This window comes from Lonsdalea britannica (assembly GCF_003515985.1).
Lineage (GTDB): Bacteria > Pseudomonadota > Gammaproteobacteria > Enterobacterales > Enterobacteriaceae > Lonsdalea > Lonsdalea britannica.
This window is the reverse complement of the sequence record NZ_CP023009.1, coordinates 3242018-3260756: the sequence shown is the minus strand read 5'-3', so window position 1 is coordinate 3260756 and position 18739 is coordinate 3242018. Positions and strand designations below refer to the sequence as shown.

General features: G+C 54.9%; 18 protein-coding genes. 12 read left to right on the top strand and 6 right to left on the bottom strand.

Annotated elements, in window-relative coordinates; genetic code table 11:
- Nucleotides 1-84: 84 nt before the first annotated feature.
- Nucleotides 85-900 (bottom strand): DUF72 domain-containing protein, encoded by an 816-nt coding sequence (locus CKQ53_RS15005; protein ID WP_085653324.1) that lies wholly within the window; start codon nucleotides 898-900, stop codon nucleotides 85-87.
- An 18-nt stretch (nucleotides 901-918) separates the two neighbouring features.
- On the bottom strand, nucleotides 919-1500 hold the full coding sequence (locus CKQ53_RS15000) for a hydrolase (RefSeq protein ID WP_085653326.1): 582 nt from the start codon (nucleotides 1498-1500) through the stop codon (nucleotides 919-921).
- A gap of 309 nt (nucleotides 1501-1809) precedes the next feature.
- On the opposite strand from CKQ53_RS15000, the gene aspS reads away from it, so the two are divergent.
- The 6 genes from aspS to ruvB all read left to right on the top strand — a co-directional run bounded on the left by aspS (nucleotide 1810) and on the right by ruvB (nucleotide 7091).
- Entirely contained in the window at nucleotides 1810-3606 is a 1797-nt protein-coding gene (aspS, locus tag CKQ53_RS14995; protein WP_094117534.1) for an aspartate--tRNA ligase, read from the top strand.
- Nucleotides 3599-4051, top strand: coding sequence for a dihydroneopterin triphosphate diphosphatase (nudB, locus tag CKQ53_RS14990; protein WP_139824005.1), 453 nt, complete (start codon nucleotides 3599-3601; stop codon nucleotides 4049-4051). The genes aspS and nudB overlap by 8 nt, the downstream gene beginning before the upstream one ends.
- A gap of 23 nt (nucleotides 4052-4074) precedes the next feature.
- The gene (locus CKQ53_RS14985; RefSeq protein ID WP_085653332.1) at nucleotides 4075-4818 is read left to right on the top strand and encodes a YebC/PmpR family DNA-binding transcriptional regulator; all 744 of its coding nucleotides are present in this window, start codon (nucleotides 4075-4077) and stop codon (nucleotides 4816-4818) included.
- A 37-nt stretch (nucleotides 4819-4855) separates the two neighbouring features.
- A complete protein-coding gene (gene ruvC / locus CKQ53_RS14980; protein ID WP_026742342.1) occupies nucleotides 4856-5377 on the top strand; it encodes a crossover junction endodeoxyribonuclease RuvC in 522 nt (173 codons plus the stop codon).
- 84 nt (nucleotides 5378-5461) lie between these two features.
- Nucleotides 5462-6079 (top strand): Holliday junction branch migration protein RuvA, encoded by a 618-nt coding sequence (ruvA, locus tag CKQ53_RS14975; protein WP_094117536.1) that lies wholly within the window; start codon nucleotides 5462-5464, stop codon nucleotides 6077-6079.
- Between the two features lie 7 nt (nucleotides 6080-6086).
- Nucleotides 6087-7091 carry a Holliday junction branch migration DNA helicase RuvB gene (gene ruvB, locus CKQ53_RS14970; protein ID WP_094117537.1) on the top strand — a complete coding sequence of 335 codons (1005 nt, stop codon included), beginning with the start codon at nucleotides 6087-6089 and terminating at the stop codon, nucleotides 7089-7091.
- Nucleotides 7092-7214: 123 nt separating this feature from the next.
- On the opposite strand, the gene znuB is transcribed toward ruvB, so the two are convergent.
- Together znuB and znuC are read right to left on the bottom strand one after the other, a co-directional pair.
- A complete protein-coding gene (gene znuB / locus CKQ53_RS14965) occupies nucleotides 7215-8000 on the bottom strand; it encodes a zinc ABC transporter permease subunit ZnuB (protein WP_094107764.1) in 786 nt (261 codons plus the stop codon).
- Nucleotides 7997-8749 carry a zinc ABC transporter ATP-binding protein ZnuC gene (znuC, locus tag CKQ53_RS14960; RefSeq protein ID WP_085653342.1) on the bottom strand — a complete coding sequence of 251 codons (753 nt, stop codon included), beginning with the start codon at nucleotides 8747-8749 and terminating at the stop codon, nucleotides 7997-7999. Before znuC ends, znuB begins: the two co-directional genes overlap by 4 nt.
- A gap of 75 nt (nucleotides 8750-8824) precedes the next feature.
- Between znuC and znuA the strand changes: the two genes are divergently transcribed.
- The 4 genes from znuA to CKQ53_RS14940 all read left to right on the top strand — a co-directional run bounded on the left by znuA (nucleotide 8825) and on the right by CKQ53_RS14940 (nucleotide 13063).
- Nucleotides 8825-9871 carry a zinc ABC transporter substrate-binding protein ZnuA gene (gene znuA / locus CKQ53_RS14955; protein ID WP_094117538.1) on the top strand — a complete coding sequence of 349 codons (1047 nt, stop codon included), beginning with the start codon at nucleotides 8825-8827 and terminating at the stop codon, nucleotides 9869-9871.
- 12 nt (nucleotides 9872-9883) lie between these two features.
- Nucleotides 9884-11263 (top strand): murein DD-endopeptidase MepM, encoded by a 1380-nt coding sequence (mepM, locus tag CKQ53_RS14950; protein WP_085651963.1) that lies wholly within the window; start codon nucleotides 9884-9886, stop codon nucleotides 11261-11263.
- A gap of 150 nt (nucleotides 11264-11413) precedes the next feature.
- A complete protein-coding gene (lpxM, locus tag CKQ53_RS14945; protein WP_085651964.1) occupies nucleotides 11414-12376 on the top strand; it encodes a lauroyl-Kdo(2)-lipid IV(A) myristoyltransferase in 963 nt (320 codons plus the stop codon).
- Nucleotides 12377-12706: 330 nt separating this feature from the next.
- Nucleotides 12707-13063: a hypothetical protein gene (locus CKQ53_RS14940; RefSeq protein ID WP_139824006.1), complete on the top strand. Its 357-nt coding sequence runs from the start codon at nucleotides 12707-12709 to the stop codon at nucleotides 13061-13063.
- A gap of 216 nt (nucleotides 13064-13279) precedes the next feature.
- Here the strand turns inward: CKQ53_RS14940 and pyk are convergent, their stop codons facing one another.
- Entirely contained in the window at nucleotides 13280-14722 is a 1443-nt protein-coding gene (gene pyk / locus CKQ53_RS14935) for a pyruvate kinase (protein WP_085651966.1), read from the bottom strand.
- A gap of 155 nt (nucleotides 14723-14877) precedes the next feature.
- Nucleotides 14878-15747 carry a MurR/RpiR family transcriptional regulator gene (locus CKQ53_RS14930; RefSeq protein WP_085651967.1) on the bottom strand — a complete coding sequence of 290 codons (870 nt, stop codon included), beginning with the start codon at nucleotides 15745-15747 and terminating at the stop codon, nucleotides 14878-14880.
- Between the two features lie 361 nt (nucleotides 15748-16108).
- On the opposite strand from CKQ53_RS14930, the gene zwf reads away from it, so the two are divergent.
- Complete coding sequence (gene zwf / locus CKQ53_RS14925) at nucleotides 16109-17584, top strand: glucose-6-phosphate dehydrogenase (protein ID WP_085651968.1); 1476 nt, start codon at nucleotides 16109-16111, stop codon at nucleotides 17582-17584.
- A gap of 123 nt (nucleotides 17585-17707) precedes the next feature.
- Nucleotides 17708-18349, top strand: a complete 642-nt coding sequence (locus CKQ53_RS14920; protein WP_094117539.1) for a bifunctional 4-hydroxy-2-oxoglutarate aldolase/2-dehydro-3-deoxy-phosphogluconate aldolase — start codon at nucleotides 17708-17710, stop codon at nucleotides 18347-18349.
- The last annotated feature ends 390 nt before the right edge of the window (nucleotides 18350-18739 follow it).

Sequence of the window (18739 nt, the reverse complement as noted above, 5' to 3'; positions counted from 1 at the left end):
ACGGCACGGTTTTTTATCTGAAATTTTCTACCAGTAAGGATTAAGTATAAGAAAAAGAACTAACCAATGCCTTGTCTGAGCGGATTAAAACAGCGTGGACTGCTCCGGCCAGTGCGGACGCGGCGGCATATCCGACACGACGGCGCTCAGTTTAGGCCAGAGGCAACGCGCCAGCTCCGGTGCAAAACCAATATCCGGCGTGTGAATAAATAAGTAGGGGGTGCTCTCGGTCTGCCAATGAGCCAGTTTGGCGATCCACGGTTCGAACCAGCGCTGGTTCTCTTCCTGGCTATCGTTGCCGATAAATCGTACGAATGGCTGAGCCGCGGTGACCACGGCATGCACGGGAACACGTGGTTTTTTGCGCTGGGCTTCTCGCATCGCCTCACTCTCGGCTATCGCGCTATGGACCGGCCTGCTGTCCATAATGACTCTGTTGACGCCGCGCTGATGAAGTCCTTGATTGAGTCGACGCTCGTCTTCGCCTTTGGCGAAAAATTGGGGATGGCGAACTTCGACGGCATAGGTATAGCCTGACGGCAGCGTATCCAGAAACTGCCACAGGTCCGGCAGTTGTCCGGGCCCGAATGCGGCGGGGAGTTGCAGCCACAGCTGCCCCATTCGGGCCTCCAGCGGCGCCATACAGCGAAAGAACTGCGTCACTTCCGCCTGGCACTCCCGCAGCGCCGCCTGATGGCTGATGGTCGACGGAAATTTGAAGCAGAAACGAAAATCATCGTGCGTCATGTCCCGCCAGCGCAAGACGACTTCCGCGGACGGCAGCGCATAAAACGTGGTATTGCCTTCCACGCAGTTAAAATGTCGGGCGTAGTCAGCCAGATCGCGTAATCCCAGTTTTCCCCAAGCCGCGTGCTGCCACTGCGGCAATCCAATGTACATAGGTCTGCGTTCTGCCTTCTATTCCGTGTCCAAGGTTAACGCCTGTTTGATGTCGGCGCTGTTACGAACCCGCGCGATACGCGGGAAAATATGCGTCATACTGCTCTGATGCTGTTCTGCGCTGCCGGCGCTGCACAGGTCTTCGGCTATCACGAGGTTATAGCCGTGCTCCCAGGCGCTGCGCGCGGTCGACTCCACGCCAATGTTGGTCGAAATACCGCCCAGAATCAGGGTGTCTATCCCCCGGCGGCGCAGTTGCAGGTCAAGATCCGTCCCGTAAAACGCGCCCCACTGGTGTTTGATGATGCGAATATCGCTGTCGATGACGTGGAGTCCTGACGCAAACGTCAGCCAATTGTCCGGCAGGGGGCCGCCTGTATTGGGATGATCGACCGTCTGTCGGGGCGCGTCGCCAAAATCAGCGGACCAGCCGACGCGCACCAGGATAACCGTCGCGCCGCGCTGCCGACAAAGGGTGGCTAGTTTATCCGCGCGATGAACCACGTCTTCGGCGGCATAAGGGCCACCGGCGAAAGGAAGAATGCCTTCCTGAAGATCGATCAGTACCAACGCGGTCGTGGAGGGGGTCAATATCAGCATGGTGAGGGCCCTGTTATCTGGTGACTCGAGTCTTCAATTCTGGCTTCAGGCTAGGCGCAGGTCGGTCAACACACCAGCAAAAAACGTTTACCAGATGATAATAATGTTAACTTTTTTATCAAACAAAGGGCAGAGCGGTGAAGAAAGCCGCCACGGCCAGTCGGGACTCTTATCGAAAGGGGGAAATTCCTTTATAATGCCCCCCTTTTTTCATCGGACAGTATTCCCGCAAATCATGCCGTCGTTTTGTCAGCCGTCAAACGGGTTGGCTGGGCGCGGTAACGGCGGTTGAGTATAAAGGACATCGTGATGCGTACTGAATATTGCGGACGGTTAAACTCGTCCCACGTGGGCCAGGAAGTGACATTGTGCGGCTGGGTTAACCGTCGACGCGATCTGGGTGGCTTGATTTTTATTGATATGCGTGACCGCGAAGGTCTGGTTCAGGTCTTTTTCGATCCCGATCGACAGGACGCATTTACCCTGGCTTCCGAACTGCGCAACGAATTTTGTATTCAGCTGACCGGTCAGGTGCGCGCACGCCCCGACAATCAGGTGAACAAAGACATGGCGACCGGTGAAGTTGAAGTGATCGCGACTTCTCTGACCATCATCAACCGCGCTGAGCCGCTGCCGCTGGACGGCAATCAGGTCAACAGCGAAGAAGCTCGCCTCAAGTACCGCTACCTCGACCTGCGCCGCCCTGAAATGGCGCAGCGTCTTAAAACCCGTGCGCGCATCACCAGCTTTGTGCGCCGTTACATGGACAGCAACGGTTTTCTGGATATTGAAACGCCGATGCTGACCAAAGCCACGCCGGAAGGCGCGCGCGACTATCTGGTGCCGAGCCGCGTACACAAAGGCAAGTTTTACGCGCTGCCGCAGTCCCCTCAGCTGTTTAAACAGCTGCTGATGATGTCTGGTTTCGACCGTTACTATCAGATCGTGAAATGTTTCCGTGACGAAGACCTGCGCGCAGACCGCCAGCCGGAATTTACTCAGATCGATGTAGAAACGTCGTTCCTGACCGCTCCGCAGGTACGTGAGCTGATGGAAAGACTGGTGCGTGAACTGTGGACCGAGATTCTTGATGTCGATCTCGGTGAATTCCCGATCATGACTTTTGCGGAAGCGATGCGTCGCTACGGTTCCGATAAGCCCGATCTGCGTAACCCGATGGAGCTGGTGGACGTTGCCGATCTGCTGAAAGACGTCGAGTTCAAAGTGTTCTCTGGCCCTGCTAACGATGCCGCTGGCCGCGTCGCCGCGCTGCGTGTACCGGGCGGTTCACAGCTGAGCCGTAAGCAGATTGATGAATACGCGAAGTTTGTTGAGATCTACGGCGCGAAAGGGCTGGCCTATATCAAGGTCAACGAGCGTGCGAAAGGCATGGAAGGTATCCAGAGCCCGGTCGCGAAGTTCCTGAATGAAGCGATTATCACCACGTTGCTGGAACGCACCGGTGCGGCAGACGGCGACATCATTTTCTTCGGCGCAGACAAAGCTAACGTTGTCTCTGACGCGCTGGGCGCGCTGCGGCTTAAGCTGGGTCGCGACCTGAAGTTGACGGAAGAAGGCACCTGGCGTCCACTGTGGGTCATCGACTTCCCGATGTTTGAAGACGATGGCGAAGGTGGTTTGACGGCGATGCATCACCCGTTCACTGCGCCAAGCAACATGACGCCAGAGCAGTTGGAAGCCGAACCGACTTCGGCCATCGCCAACGCTTACGATATGGTGCTGAATGGTTATGAAGTGGGCGGGGGTTCCGTGCGTATCCATAATGGCAATATGCAGCAGGCCGTCTTCCGCATTCTGGGCATCACCGAACACGAGCAACGCGAAAAATTCGGCTTCCTGCTGGATGCCCTCAAGTTCGGCACGCCGCCGCATGCGGGTCTGGCGTTCGGTCTCGACCGTCTGGTTATGTTGTTGACCGGGACGGACAACATCCGTGACGTAATCGCATTCCCGAAAACCACGGCGGCGGCCTGTCTGATGACTGAAGCACCGAACTTTGCCAATCCGGCGGCGTTGGATGAACTCTCCATTGCCGTGGTAGGCAAAGGTAAAGCGGCACAGGATCAACGGTCAGAGAATCCATGATATGACCTATAAGCGACCCGTTTCGGTTCTGGTGGTTATCTATGCCCGTGACACCGGGCGGGTGCTCATGTTGCAACGGCGCGACGATCCTGATTTTTGGCAGTCGGTCACCGGCAGTCTGGAAGACGGTGAAACCGCGCGGTATGCCGCACAGCGTGAAGTAAAGGAAGAGGTGGATATCGATATCGCGGCGGAAGCGCTATCGCTTGTCGACTGTCACCGCTGTGTTGAGTTTGAGCTTTTTGCTCATTTAAGACATCGCTATGCCCCGGGGGTCACGCACAATAAGGAATCGTGGTTCTGTCTGGCGTTACCTACGGAACGTGAGGTGCAGATAAGTGAACACCTTGCGTATCAATGGCTGGACGCGCCCAGCGCGGCGCGCCTGACAAAGTCATGGAGTAACCGGCAGGCGATTGAAGAATTTGTTATTTATCCGGCCTGAACAGGCTTTTTTCGGAGATTTTTATGGCAGGTCATAGTAAGTGGGCCAACACGAAACATCGTAAAGCGGCGCAGGATTCCAAACGCGGCAAAATTTTCACCAAAATTATCCGTGAGCTGGTGACGGCTGCTCGTCTGGGCGGCGGTGAAGTCGCCTCCAACCCGCGTTTGCGTGCAGCGGTCGATAAAGCGCTGTCCAACAACATGACGCGCGATACCCTGAACCGTGCGATTGCCCGCGGCGTGGGCGGCGATGATGCCGACAACATGGAAACCATCATTTATGAAGGTTACGGTCCCGGCGGCACCGCGGTGATGGTGGAATGCCTGAGCGACAACCGTAACCGTACGGTTTCTGAAGTGCGTCACGCCTTTACCAAAAGCGGCGGCAACCTGGGAACAGACGGCTCCGTCGCCTATCTGTTTACGAAAAAAGGCGTTATTTCTTATGCGCCGGGTCTGGATGAAGACACGGTCATGGATGCGGCGCTTGAAGCGGGTGCGGACGATGTCGTGACTTATGACGATGGCGCCATCGACGTTTACACGCCGTGGGAAACCTTCGGTGAAGTGAAAGATGCGCTGGATGCAGCCGGTCTGGTGGCCGAAGCGGCCGAAGTGTCCATGATCCCGTCGACCAAGGCTGACATGGATGCAGAAACCGCACCGAAACTGATGCGTTTGATCGACATGCTGGAAGACTGTGACGACGTGCAGGAGGTTTACCACAATGGTGATATCTCCGACGAGGTGGCGGCGCTGCTGTAATGGCGTTGCCGGCGATAAACCGGTGGGGAGACAGGCGTTGACGATCATTCTCGGTATAGACCCTGGTTCGCGAATCACCGGTTATGGCATCATCCGCCAGCAGGGGCGGCAGATCAGCTACCTCGGTAGCGGCTGTATTCGCACTGTGGTGGATGATATCCCCGGCCGGCTCAAGCTGATTTATGCAGGCGTGAGTGAAATCATCACGCAGTTTCAGCCGGACTGTTTCGCCATCGAACAGGTGTTCATGGCAAGAAACGCCGACTCGGCGCTAAAGCTCGGGCAGGCGCGGGGAGCGGCCATCGTGGCGGCGGTCAATCAGTCGCTGCCGGTTTTCGAGTATGCGGCACGTCAGGTCAAGCAAACGGTCGTCGGCACTGGCGCTGCGGAAAAGAGTCAGGTGCAGCATATGGTGCGATCTTTGCTGAAATTGCCCGCCAATCCTCAGGCGGATGCCGCCGATGCGCTGGCGATCGCCATCACGCATTGTCACTTCAGTCAGAACCTGACCCGCATGGGGCAGGAGAGGCTGACCTTAGCGCGAGGGCGGCTACGCTAGAGACCAGGCTGGATATTCATCCAGCCTTTTTTATGGTATAAGCTATACCCCATCGTTAAGCGCAAATTCAAAAGGAAACGTCACGTGATAGGTCGTCTCAGAGGCATCGTTCTGGAAAAACAACCCCCGCAGGTATTGATTGAAGCCAACGGCGTGGGGTATGAAGTGCATATGCCGATGACCTGTTTCTACGAGTTGCCCGAGCTGGGACAGGAAACGATCATCTTCACTCATTTCGTTGTTCGTGAGGATGCGCAACTGCTGTTCGGGTTCAACAACAAGCAGGAACGTTCCCTGTTCCGCGAACTGATTAAAGTGAATGGCGTCGGACCGAAACTGGCGCTGGCAATCCTCTCGGGGATGTCGGCGCAGCAGTTTGTCAGCGCGGTCGAGCGTCAGGAAATCGGTGCTCTGGTCAAGCTACCGGGCGTCGGCAAGAAGACTGCCGAGCGTCTGGTGGTTGAGATGAAGGACCGCTTCAAGGGGCTGAATGGCGACTTGTTCAATTCCGCTAGCGATCTGACGCTGCCGCCCGCCGCTGACGCTGCGACATCATCTGCGGATATCGAGGCCGAAGCAGAGTCTGCGCTGGTGGCGCTGGGTTATAAGCCGCAGGAAGCCAGCCGGATGATTAGCAAGATCGCCAAACCTGGCGCTGATTGTGAAACCCTGATCCGAGACGCGTTGCGCGCCGTTCTTTGAGGTAGCCATGATTGAAGCCGATCGTTTAATCTCCCCCGAGGTCGTCACCGAAGAAGAAGTGCTGGATCGCGCTATCCGCCCCAAGTTGTTGACGGAGTACGTCGGCCAGCCCAAGGTGCGCGAGCAGATGGAAATCTTCATACAGGCGGCGAAACAGCGTGGCGATGCGCTGGACCACCTGTTGATCTTCGGTCCTCCCGGACTGGGCAAAACCACGTTGGCCAATATCGTGGCGAACGAAATGGGGGTGAACCTGCGTACCACTTCAGGGCCTGTGCTTGAAAAAGCGGGCGATCTGGCCGCGCTGTTGACCAACCTCGAACCCCACGACGTCCTTTTTATCGATGAAATTCATCGCCTGTCGCCGGTGGTGGAAGAAGTCCTCTATCCTGCGATGGAAGACTATCAGCTGGATATCATGATTGGCGAAGGCCCCGCGGCGCGTTCGATCAAGCTGGATCTGCCGCCGTTTACGCTGGTGGGCGCCACGACCCGGGCGGGTTCTTTGACCTCGCCGCTGCGCGATCGCTTCGGCATCGTCCAGCGCCTGGAGTTTTATCAGGTTCCGGATTTGCAGTATATCGTCAGCCGCAGCGCGTTGTGTCTGGGACTGGAGATGACGGAGGAAGGTGCGCTGGAGGTGGCTCGCCGCGCACGTGGAACGCCGCGTATCGCCAACCGCTTGCTGCGTCGTGTACGAGACTTTTCCGAAGTGAAGTCGAACGGCGTCATTGACGGTGAAATCGCGATCCAGGCATTAGATATGCTGGCGGTTGACTCTGAAGGCTTTGATTACATGGACCGCAAGCTGCTGCTGGCGGTCATCGACAAGTTTATGGGCGGCCCGGTCGGGCTGGATAATCTGGCAGCTGCGATTGGCGAAGAGCGTGAAACCATCGAGGATGTGCTGGAGCCGTTTTTGATTCAGCAGGGCTTTCTGCAACGCACGCCGCGCGGACGCATCGCCACCCAACATGCCTATCGCCACTTTGGGTTGACGCGACAAGAGTAACGCAGACGTTGCTATCCGAATGGGTTTTACCGAAGGCCGCATCTGGTATGCGGCCTTCTTCGTTGGGATGAAATAGGGAATGAATGGATCTGCACGAAGCTCACGCAGACCCGGGGGCATATACTAGGCGGATTGTTTTTTCATCAGGCTCAGCATAAACAGCAGAGAAGCGCAGAGCACAACGGAAGGGCCTGCTGGCGTATTGGCATCGGCCGAGAGCGCTAAGCCGCCCGTGACGGCCATCATTCCGATGATGATGGCGATCCCCGCCATCTGTTCGGGTGTGCGGGCAAAGCGCCGTGCCGCTGCCGCCGGAATGATCAACAGTGAGGTGATAATCAGCGCGCCGACAAACTTCATTGCCAAACCGATCGTCAGTGCGGTGACCAGCATGAGCAGGAGTTTGCTGCGCTGCAAGGATACGCCGTCGACGTGCGCCAGCTCGGGGCTGATGGTCATGGACAGCAGCGAACGCCACTGCCAACACAGAATAGAGACAACGACGGCGACACCGCCGCCGATCAGCCACAGATCGTCCGTAGTCACGGAGAGCAGATCGCCGAACAGGTAGGCCATGAGATCCACCCGGACGTTGCTCATCAGGCTAACCACGACCAGACCCAGCGAGAGGGCGCTGTGCGCCATGATTCCCAATAGCGTATCAATGGCGAGATAAGGGCGACGTTCCAGCCAAACCAATCCCAGCGCCAGCGCCAGCGTGACGGCAATCACGGCGTAAAAGGGATTCACATCCAGCAGTAAACCAAAAGCGACCCCCAGCAGAGAAGCATGCGCCAGCGTATCGCCAAAGTAAGACATTCTGCGCCAAACGACGAAAGAGCCCAACGGACCGGCCGCCACAGCCAGCAATATTCCCGCCAGCCAGCCGGGAAATAACAATTCGATCATGCGCCATCCTGCCTTTTCAAAATCACTTTTCCATTTAAATCATGTCGATGATTGTGGTGATGCCGGTAAACGGCCAGTTGTTCTGCGCCGCGTTGACCGAACATGGCCAAAAACTCGGGGTGTAGCGAAACGACTTCTGGGGCACCGGAGCAGCAAACGTGCTGGTTGAGACACAGAACCTCATCCGTTTTGGCCATCACCAGATGCAAGTCATGGGAAACCATTAAGACCCCGCAGCCATACTCCTGGCGCAGCTGATTGATGAGGTCATAGAGCGCTAACTGGCCGTTGACGTCGACGCCCTGCGTCGGTTCATCGAGGACAAGCAACTGGGGACGGGTCAGGATCGCACGGGCTAGCAGCACGCGCTGCGTTTCGCCGCCGGAAAGTTTCTGCATTGGTTGCTCCGGCAGATGTCCGGCATTGACCCGTTTTAACGCAGGCAAAATGTCCTGTTTTTTGACGCCGGGGCTGAGCTGCATAAAACGGCTGACCGTCAGGGGCAGGGTGGCGTCAAGGTGCAGTTTCTGGGGCACGTAGCCAATGCGCAGGCCCGGCGTTCGCGTTAGCGTGCCGCCGGCAATGTCCTGCAGACCAAGCACGACTCTGACCAACGTCGATTTTCCAGCGCCGTTTGGGCCCAAAAGCGTGAGGATGCGTCCCGGTTGCAGCGTCAGCGAGATGTCTGAGAGTACGCGTCGACTGCCGAACTGGACGGAAATGTTATCGAGAGAAACCAGTGTAGACATAGAATTCTGCTTGCAGATACCGTGTGACGTTATAATATAACGAAAATTTTTTCTGAAATCGATGGATGACCTGTCATGACACGCCGTAACTTACCTCAATGGATAAAAAAAACGCTAACCGCCAGCACGTTGCTCGTGGCGGCAGGGGCAGCCCCGCTCGCGTCTGCGGACGTTGTGACGTCCATTCGCCCGCTGGCCTTCATCGCTGCTGCCATTGCTGATGGAGTCACGCCGACGGAAGTCTTGCTGCCGGACGGCGCGTCGCCCCACGATTATGCCCTGCGTCCCTCTGATGTCCAGCGTTTACAGTCCTCGGAATTGGTTATCTGGGTAGGGCCAGAGATGGAAGCCTTCCTGCAAAAGCCGTTGAGTCAAATTCCGGCGAACCGTCAAATCACGCTTTCCGCACTACCCGCGATCAAAGCCGCCATGATAAAAGAGTCGCATCATCACAGCGAGAGCGACCACGACAGGGATAGCCACCATGCGGCTCATGACGAACATGCCCACGTTGCAGAGGCTCATGACGAGCATGATGAAGACCACGCGCACGGCGCGGCGGCGGTAGAAGAAGCGCATGACGACGGTCACCATCACGGCGAGTTCAATATGCACATTTGGCTGTCGCCGGAAATGGCGCAAGCATCCGCCATCGCCATCCATGACAAATTATTGGAACTAATGCCGCAGAATAAGGACAAATTAGACGCGAATCTGACTCATTTCACTGAGAAACTTGCGCATACGGATAAAAATATTGTTAATATGCTGTCGCCTGTGCGAAACAAAGGCTATTTCGTGTTTCATGATGCCTATGGGTACTTTGAACAACACTACGGATTAAGCCCTCTTGGTTACTTCACAATCAATCCGGCCATCTCGCCTGGAGCACAGCGTTTACATCAAATACGAACACAGTTGGTTGAGCACAAAGCGGAATGCGTTTTTGCTGAGCCACAATTCAGGCCAGCGGTCATCAGTGCTGTCGCCAAGGGAACGCAGGTACGCATGGGCGTCCTGGACCCGTTGGGAAGCGACATCGCTCTGGATAAAGACAGCTATGCACGTTTTCTGCTGCAATTGTCTAACCAGTATCTGAGCTGCCTGGAGAAAAAATCATGAGGATACGAATAAGTGCAGCAGATAGTCCGAACTATCGCTCAGGCGTATAACACCCTCCCAAGACCTCACCGAGTGATGTTGGGGTCGCTGACCATAGTAACACTGGCCGTCGCCGTCTGGCGGCCAATGGTTTACCCCCCGGTCAACGATGCGCCTGTGATCATCAAAGATGCTGATAATGAAAGAAATCAGCCTAAAACGTTAACCCCTCCCGCCAGCGAACCGCTGGATGCGCCTTCTTCCGCTAACGCGAACTCCGCCGACAGCGACGACAATACGATGCTCGACCAGCCGACGCCCTCGGACGATATCCCGAAGGATGAACTGGATGACAACGTGTCCGATGGCAACGCCGCGCATGAATACGTTGTTTCTACCGGCGATACCCTCAGTAGCATTCTGACCCAGTACGGCATCGATATGTCGGATATTGCCGCGCTGGCGGAGCAGAATTCCGGGCTGCGCAACCTGAAGATCGGTCAGCAGATTTCCTGGGAGCTAGGACGGGACGGCGATTTGCAAAGCCTGCGTTGGCAGGTGTCCCGCCGTGAGGTACGCACCTATACCCGCAAAGGCGATGTCTTCAAGGAAGCTATCGAAAACATGCAGGGCGACTGGCACAACAAGGTGCTAACCGGGCGTCTTACGGGCAGTTTCGTTAACAGCGCGTTGAACGCCGGGCTGACCAATGGCGAAGTCCGTGAAGTGATCAAAGCGCTGCAGTGGCAATTGGACTTCCGTAAATTGCGTCTCGACGATCGTTTCTCGGTGTTGATGTCCCGCGAAGTGCTTGACGGCCATAACGAGCAAAGCGAACTGTTGGCTGTGCGTCTGCGCAGCGGCGGTAAAGATTATTACGCTTTCCGTTCCGAAGATGGAAAGTTCTACGATCGTGAAGGGTCGGGATTGTCTCGCGGTTTTATGCGTTTCCCGACCATGAAACAGTTCAAAATCTCTTCCAACTTTAACCCTCGTCGACTTAACCCTGTCACAGGGCGTGTCGCACCGCACCGCGGCGTCGATTTTGCGCTGCCGGTGGGAACCCCCGTCTTGGCTATCGGGGATGGGGAAGTGGTCGTCGCGAAGCGTGATGGAGCGGCAGGCAACTACATCGCCTTACGTCATGGTCGCCAGTACACCACGCGCTATATGCATCTGAGCCGACTCTTAGTTAAACCGGGTCAGAAAGTGAAACGCGGCGACCGTATTGCGCTGTCAGGCAACACCGGCCGCTCAACGGGTCCCCACCTGCACTATGAAGTCTGGATCAACCAGCAGGCAGTCAACCCGCTGACGGCGAAACTGCCACGCTCTGAAGGGCTGGACGGTAAAGAACGCCGTGACTATCTGGCTCAGGTGCGTGAGATGCTGCCGCAGCTGCAGCTGGACTGATTTCTCTAACGCCTTTCAACAGCCGGTCGCCTCATCGCTACCGGCTGTTTTTTTGTGGGTCGCGGCCTATCTGAATAGCGACCCGGCTTAATGTAGAGTCTATGCAGACTGCCTTTAACGCGGTCTCTATTGGGTACAAAGAGTAAACGCATGGAAAAAGTGAAGAAAAACCGATCCGAATTTATTCCCCAGTTTCAATCCGCTTTTTTTCTCCCTCGCTATTGGGGGATCTGGCTGGGCGCGGGAGCATTGGCGCTAGTCGCCTGTCTACCGGCTAAGCTGCGAGATCCTGTGCTGGGTGCGTTGGGCCGAATGGTGGGACGTATTTCTAAAGGCGCGCGCCGCCGTGCCCGCATCAACCTGCTGCTGTGTATGCCAGAGATAACCGAAGCGCGGCGAGAGAAGATCATCGACGATATGTTTGCGACGTCTATTCAGTCCATCGTGCTGATGGTTGAGCTGGCGATTCTCCCCGCCCGACGTGTTTATGAGCGAGTGCGGTGGCACGGTGAAGACATTATCGATACGTTGAGAGATCAGGATCGGAATGTGATCTTTATGGTGCCGCATGGCTGGGCAGTCGATCTGCCCGCAATGCTGATGAGTTGGCGCGGTCAGAAAATGGCGGCGATGATCCACAACCAGAAAAATGAGTTGGTCGATTACCTGTGGAATTTGCTGAGACGTCGCTTTGGTGGTCGGCTGCATACGCGCAACGACGGCATCAAGCCCTTTATCGGTTCGGTAAGAGAGGGGTATTGGGGCTACTACCTGCCGGATCAGGATCATGGCGCGGAGCACAGCGAGTTCGTCGACTTCTTCGCTACGTACAAAGCCACGTTGCCCGCAGTCGGTCGTTTGATGAAAGTCTGCCGTAGCGAGATCGTTCCGCTGTTTCCGGTCTACAACGCCCGGACTTCGCTACTGGATATTTATATCCGTCCGCCGATGAGCGATATCGCAGGGGCTGATGATGAAGGCATCGCACGCCGAATGAATGAAGAGTTGGAGTTTTTAGTACGACCCAATCCAGAGCAGTACACCTGGATTCTGAAATTGTTGAAGACTCGCAAGCCGGGTGAAACGGAGCCTTATCTACGCAAAGACTTATAATATCGCGCTTTCTTTTGCGATATAAATGCGCGCCATTATCACCACTTACCGGTGCCGGAAATAACGGTATCGGTGAGTGTGGAAACAATTCGTCATTAAACTTTACCCTATCCGGACGTCAGACATAATTAGCGTTTTATTTGTTTCTGACATTTTATTATCTCGGATAATTCCTCGTATGAATCGCCTTCATCCCTTGTTATTACTTTATTAAAGTCGTCATAACGGTGACTTTAGCGTGAGTCCTTTAAATCAAGCGAAGCAAAATCACTGCCGCGTTTTATAGGACTGACCCAACTGATTAAATAGTGCGGTAAAAGGATATTCATCATGCATTTTAAACCTGTATTTTTAGGTGTCTTACTGGCCACATCAGCACTGAGTTTTACGGCAGCCAACGCAGCGGTTGATCCTGCACACGAGGGAAACCCGATGGCGCCTGTTGTGGCGAATCATGGCCGTGTTGAGTCCGCTAACCATGCTGCTAATACGCATTCAGCCAAGAAGCTGGAGGCCGAACGCCAGGCGGCTAAATCCCGCGCGGAAAGCCATCAGAAAGCGGTCCAAAAGAAAAATAATCCAATGCATGAAAAGGTGCAGGCGAAAAATTCAGCTGCAGAGCATCACGTTAATAAAATGAATACAGCGAAAGAGAAACAGCAGGAATTATATCCGCCGAAAAAATAAACCGTAAAAGTGTCAGAAAGTGGCAACAGAGGGACGGTAGCTAGAAAATGAAACGCGGATGATTGACGTAACCTAGTGATTCATTGTTCCCTCAAAAAATAATGCTTACATCAGATACTTCTTACCTTTGACCCTACGAAAAAAAGCCGGTATATCCGGCTTTTTTACTATCCATCGTTCCCATTTTGCAGAGGGCGATGCTACGACTTTATTCGCTTATTCGACTCGCAAGATCCTTACCGTATTCGTAGTGCCGACGGTACCCATCACATCGCCTTGAGTGACAATCACCAGGTCGCCGGACATCAGGAAGCCCTTGTCGCGCAGCAGAATGACGGCATCATTTGCGGCTTCGACGCCGTCAGAATAACGGGTGAATTGAACAGGGGTGACGCCGCGATAGAGTGCGGTCAGGTTTAGCGTCCCTTCATGGCGCGACATCGCGAAAATAGGCAAACCGGAGCTGATGCGAGACATCATCAGCGCGGTACGACCGGACTCGGTCATCGCGACGATGGCGGTCACGCCTTTCAGATGGTTGGCGGCGTACATGGCTGACATCGCCACCGACTCTTCGACGTTATCAAATTCCGCGTCAAGGCGGTGTGTAGAGACGTTGATGCTCGGAATTTTTTCCGCACCGAGGCAGACGTTGGCCATTGCGGCAACGGTTTCCGACGGATATTGGCCCGCGGCGGTCTCTGCTGACAGCATGACGGCGTCGGTTCCATCCAGCACGGCGTTGGCGACGTCCATGACCTCCGCGCGGGTCGGCATCGGATTGGTGATCATAGACTCCATCATCTGCGTCGCGGTGATGACGGCACGGTTGAGTTTACGAGCGCGACGGATCAACTTTTTCTGGATGCCAACCAGCTCAGGGTCGCCGATTTCTACGCCCAAATCGCCTCGGGCAACCATAACGACGTCGGAAGCCAGGATGATGTCGTCCATCGCTTCGTCCGTTGCGACGGCTTCAGCGCGTTCGACTTTGGATACGATTTTGGCTTCACAGCCCGCCTCTAATGCCAACTGGCGGGCGTAATTGAGATCGGCTCCAGTGCGGGGGAATGAAACGGCCAGATAGTCCACCCCAATTTTGGCGGCGGTCACGATATCCGCTTTATCTTTGTCGGTCAGTGCAGCCGCTGAGAGTCCGCCACCCAGTTTGTTGATGCCTTTGTTATTAGAGAGCGGCCCACCGACGGTGACTTCCGTGAAGACTTTCGACTCTTCCACGTTAAGCACTTTGAGCTGAACGCGACCATCATCGAGCAGCAGCGTATCGCCGGGGATGACGTCATCGGGCAGACCTTTGTAGTCGATGCCGACGCCTTCTTTATTGCCTTCCCCGCGACCCAGATTGGCGTCGAGCAGGAATTTGTCGCCGACGTTGAGAAAAACCTTACCTTCTTTGAAGGTGGATACGCGAATTTTTGGACCCTGGAGATCGCCAAGAATGGCGACGTGGCGGCCTAACCTTGCCGCAATTTCACGTACATTATCGGCACGGAGTTGGTGGTCTTCTGCGGTGCCGTGAGAGAAGTTCAAGCGGACGACGTTTGCACCGGCGGCAATAATCTTTTCCAAATTATTGTCGCGGTCGGTTGCCGGTCCCAAAGTGGTAACAATCTTCGTTCTTCTTAGCCGTCTGGACATGGATGACTCCGTTGACTGGTGAAGCTGAATAGGGCGATAGTATCTAAAACACGGCTGACGCCCTCTTAGGGGGCAAGAGGGTGATCCGCGCAATGGGCATGCCGTGGCGGTTGAACCGTACCGGCGAAAAGCAGCTACGCTGGCCTGAGTGCAAATCAGTTATAGGGAGTGCTGAACGGTCCTTCTTTATCAAAACGCGATTCTTTCAAGGCTTCCTTGACGCGTTTCAAGTTATCTCTAAATTTCGCGCCGCGCCGCAGCGTAAACCCGGTCGCCAAGACATCAATTAGCGTGAGTTGGGCGATGCGCGATACCATCGGCATGTAAACGTCCGTGTCTTCCGGGACTTCCAGCCGTAGGGTCAATGACGCTTCGCGTGCCAGCGGCGTACCTTCGGAGGTGATTGCGATCACCGTCGCGTCATTCTCGCGGGCAATGCGCGCCATGTCCACCAGGGTTTTGGTGCGGCCGGTATGTGAAATCAACACCACGACGTCGCCTTCGCCGGAATTCATGCAGCTCATGCGCTGCATAACCACATCGTCGAAGTAGGCCACGGGGATATTAAAGCGAAAGAATTTGTTCATGGCGTCATGCGCGACGGCCGCCGAAGCCCCAAAGCCGAAGAAGGAGATTTTGCGGGCCTGGGTCAGGAGATCGACCGCGCGGTTGATGGCGGGAATGTCGAGACGCGACTTGGCATGTTCCAAACCGGCCATGGTGGATTCGAAGATCTTGGCGGTGTAGGCCTCAACCGTATCATCCTCCTCTACATTGCGGTTCACATAGGGCGTGCCGTTGGCGATACTTTGCGCCAACTGCAATTTGAAATCGGGAAATCCCTTGCAGTCCAGCCGCCGACAGAATCGGTTGACGGTGGGTTCGCTGACTTCCGCTAATTTAGCGAGTGTCGCTATACTGGAGTGGATAGCTGACTGCGGTGAGGCAAGAATGACTTCAGCCACCTTTCTTTCTGACTTACTCAACCGATCCAGGCGAGTCCGGATTTTATCCAGCATTTTCATAGAGTGATACCATCAATGGTCATGTCGATTTCAGCCAGAGGTGAATCGATGCGAATTTCATGGAAATATACTATGCGCAAACCTGACGTGGCAGAGGGCGGCGCGGTGAAATTGTGGTTTTTTCACCAGAACATGACGTGTGTCTAACTTTCAAAATAGTCACTGACTGTCGAAATTGTTAGCTAGTTTTCTCTCTACGATTTGCGTCGTTATCAGTGTACCGAAGGAAATACTCAGCTATCACGTTGTTACACGGCGATTTGTGGGGTATGTCGCAGGCTAACGGTTTACTGGTCCCAGCCAAAAATAGTACATTACATATGTAATAAAATTACAGCATCCTGCAATGAGGAGATAGAACATGGCGGTAACGTCAACGGCCCAGGCATGTGACCTGGTGATTTTCGGTGCAAAAGGGGATTTGGCGCGCCGTAAATTGCTGCCTTCACTGTATCAACTGGAAAAAGCAGGTCATATCCACCCGGACACCCGTATCATCGGCGTCGGCCGTGCGGACTGGGACAAAAAGGCCTATACCAAAGTCGTGCGGGAAGCGCTGGATACTTTTCTTAAAGAGCCGCTGGACGAGAAACTGTGGAAAACACTGAGCGAGCGGCTGGATTTCTGCAATCTGGATGTACAGGATGCCGCGGGTTTCAAGCGTTTGGGCGACATGCTTGACCAGGAAAACCGCGTAACGATCAACTATTTTGCCATGCCGCCTAGTACCTTTGGGGCTATCTGCGGCGGTCTTGGTAAAGCCGGGCTGAACAAAGAGCCCGCTCGCGTCGTGATGGAAAAACCGCTGGGAACCGATCTGGCCTCTTCGCAGGTCATCAATGACCAGGTGGCGGAGTACTTTAACGAGTGTCAGGTTTACCGTATCGACCATTATCTCGGAAAAGAAACGGTACTGAACCTGCTGGCGCTGCGTTTCGCCAACTCGCTGTTTGCCAATAACTGGGATAACAGCACCATCGATCACGTTCAGATTACCGTTGCGGAAGAAGTCGGTATCGAAGGCCGTTGGGGTTATTTCGACCAGGCCGGACAGATGCGCGACATGATCCAGAACCATCTGCTGCAGATCCTGACGATGATCGCCATGTCGCCGCCGTCCGACCTGACGACGGATCGCATTCGTGATGAAAAGGTTAAGGTACTGCGCTCGTTGCGTCGCATCGACCGCTCCAATATTCATGACACTACTGTGCGCGGGCAATACACGTCAGGATTCGTTCAGGGCAAAAAAGTCCCCGGTTACCTCGAAGAAGAGGGCGCTAACAAGTCCAGCGACACAGAGACATTTGTCGCTCTTCGCGTGGATATCGACGATTGGCGCTGGTCCGGCGTGCCGTTCTACCTGCGTACGGGTAAACGCTTGCCGAGTAAATGTTCAGAAGTCGTGGTGTACTTCAAAAATCCGGCGCTGAATCTTTTTCACGATTCTTATCAGCAACTGCCGCAAAACAAACTGATTATTCGTCTTCAGCCTGACGAAGGGATCGAAATTCAGATTTTGAACAAGATCCCTGGTCTGGATCACAAGCACCGTTTGCAAACGACCAAGTTGGACCTCAGCTTCTCCGAAACCTTTAATCAGGAGCATCTGGCTGACGCCTACGAGCGCCTGCTGCTGGAAACGATGCGAGGTATTCAGGCGCTGTTCGTTCGTCGCGACGAAGTGGAAGAGGCGTGGAAATGGGTAGACTCCATCATGGAAGCGTGGGACCAGGACAATGACGCGCCTAAACCTTATCAGGCGGGCACGTGGGGTCCAGTGGCGTCCGTGGCGATGATCACCCGTGATGGCCGTTCCTGGAACGAAGTCGAGTAATGATGAACCGCAGCCTGCGGTTTGTTCGCGGCTGAGCAGCAAGGAATCACAGCGCGGTCGACTTATGGGATGACCGCGCCAAATTAATCAATGCCCATTGGGCATGAGTGGAGAAAGCGCTTAATGAAAAACTGGAAAACCAGTGCGGAACAGATTCTGACGGCTAGCCCGGTCATCCCGGTGATCGTCGTGAATAAACTGGAACATGCGGTTCCCATGGCGAAAGCTTTGGTCGCTGGCGGTATCCGCGTACTGGAACTCACGTTGCGCACCGAGTGTGCGGTAGAAGCGATTCGCCTGATAGCGAAAGAAGTGCCGGACGCAATCGTGGGTGCGGGAACGGTAACTAATCCTCAGCAGCTGGCCGAGGTGGTGGCAGCCGGCGCGCAGTTCGCCATCAGCCCTGGATTGACTGAACCGCTGTTGAAAGCGGCCACGGCGGGCGATATTCCGCTGATTCCAGGTATCAGCACTGTGTCAGAACTGATGCTGGGTATGGATTACGGATTAACCGAATTTAAATTCTTCCCGGCTGAGGCTAACGGTGGCGTGAAAGCCTTGCAGGCTATCGCGGGTCCGTTCGGCAAAATCCGTTTCTGCCCAACCGGCGGCATTACGCCGAACAACTACCGCGACTATCTGGCGCTCAAAAGCGTCCTGTGCGTGGGCGGCTCCTGGCTGGTGCCGGCTGACGCGCTGGAGTCCGGCGACTACGACCGCATCACTGACCTGGCCCGCACCGCAATCGAAGGTGCTAAAGCCTGATTCGGCCTCAAGGCCGACAGGGCGTAAATAACATTTCAGCCGTGTGTTAGTGCGATGACTCAACCACCTCTTCGGAGGTGGTTTTTTTTATGCGACGATAACGCAAGTCCGAAATTTTTCTGGACTGAGCAGAAACGAGCACATCAAGTTTATCAATAAGTTAATCACTTTCTTCTTATGTCGATGCGTTTCGGCGCTTGACCCGTTTTGGGTTAGTAGCGTGACGACCTGAAAACGACCAACCATCTGGTTGCACCGATCCTGCCGCGGGGGGCCCAGAGCGGTTGCTCGGGATTGGGGTCTTTAGCCTTCGGTCGACTTGCTGCGATAGGGGCTCTTCAAACAGATACTGAACACAGGCGAATAACCCATCGCATAACCCGTCTGTTG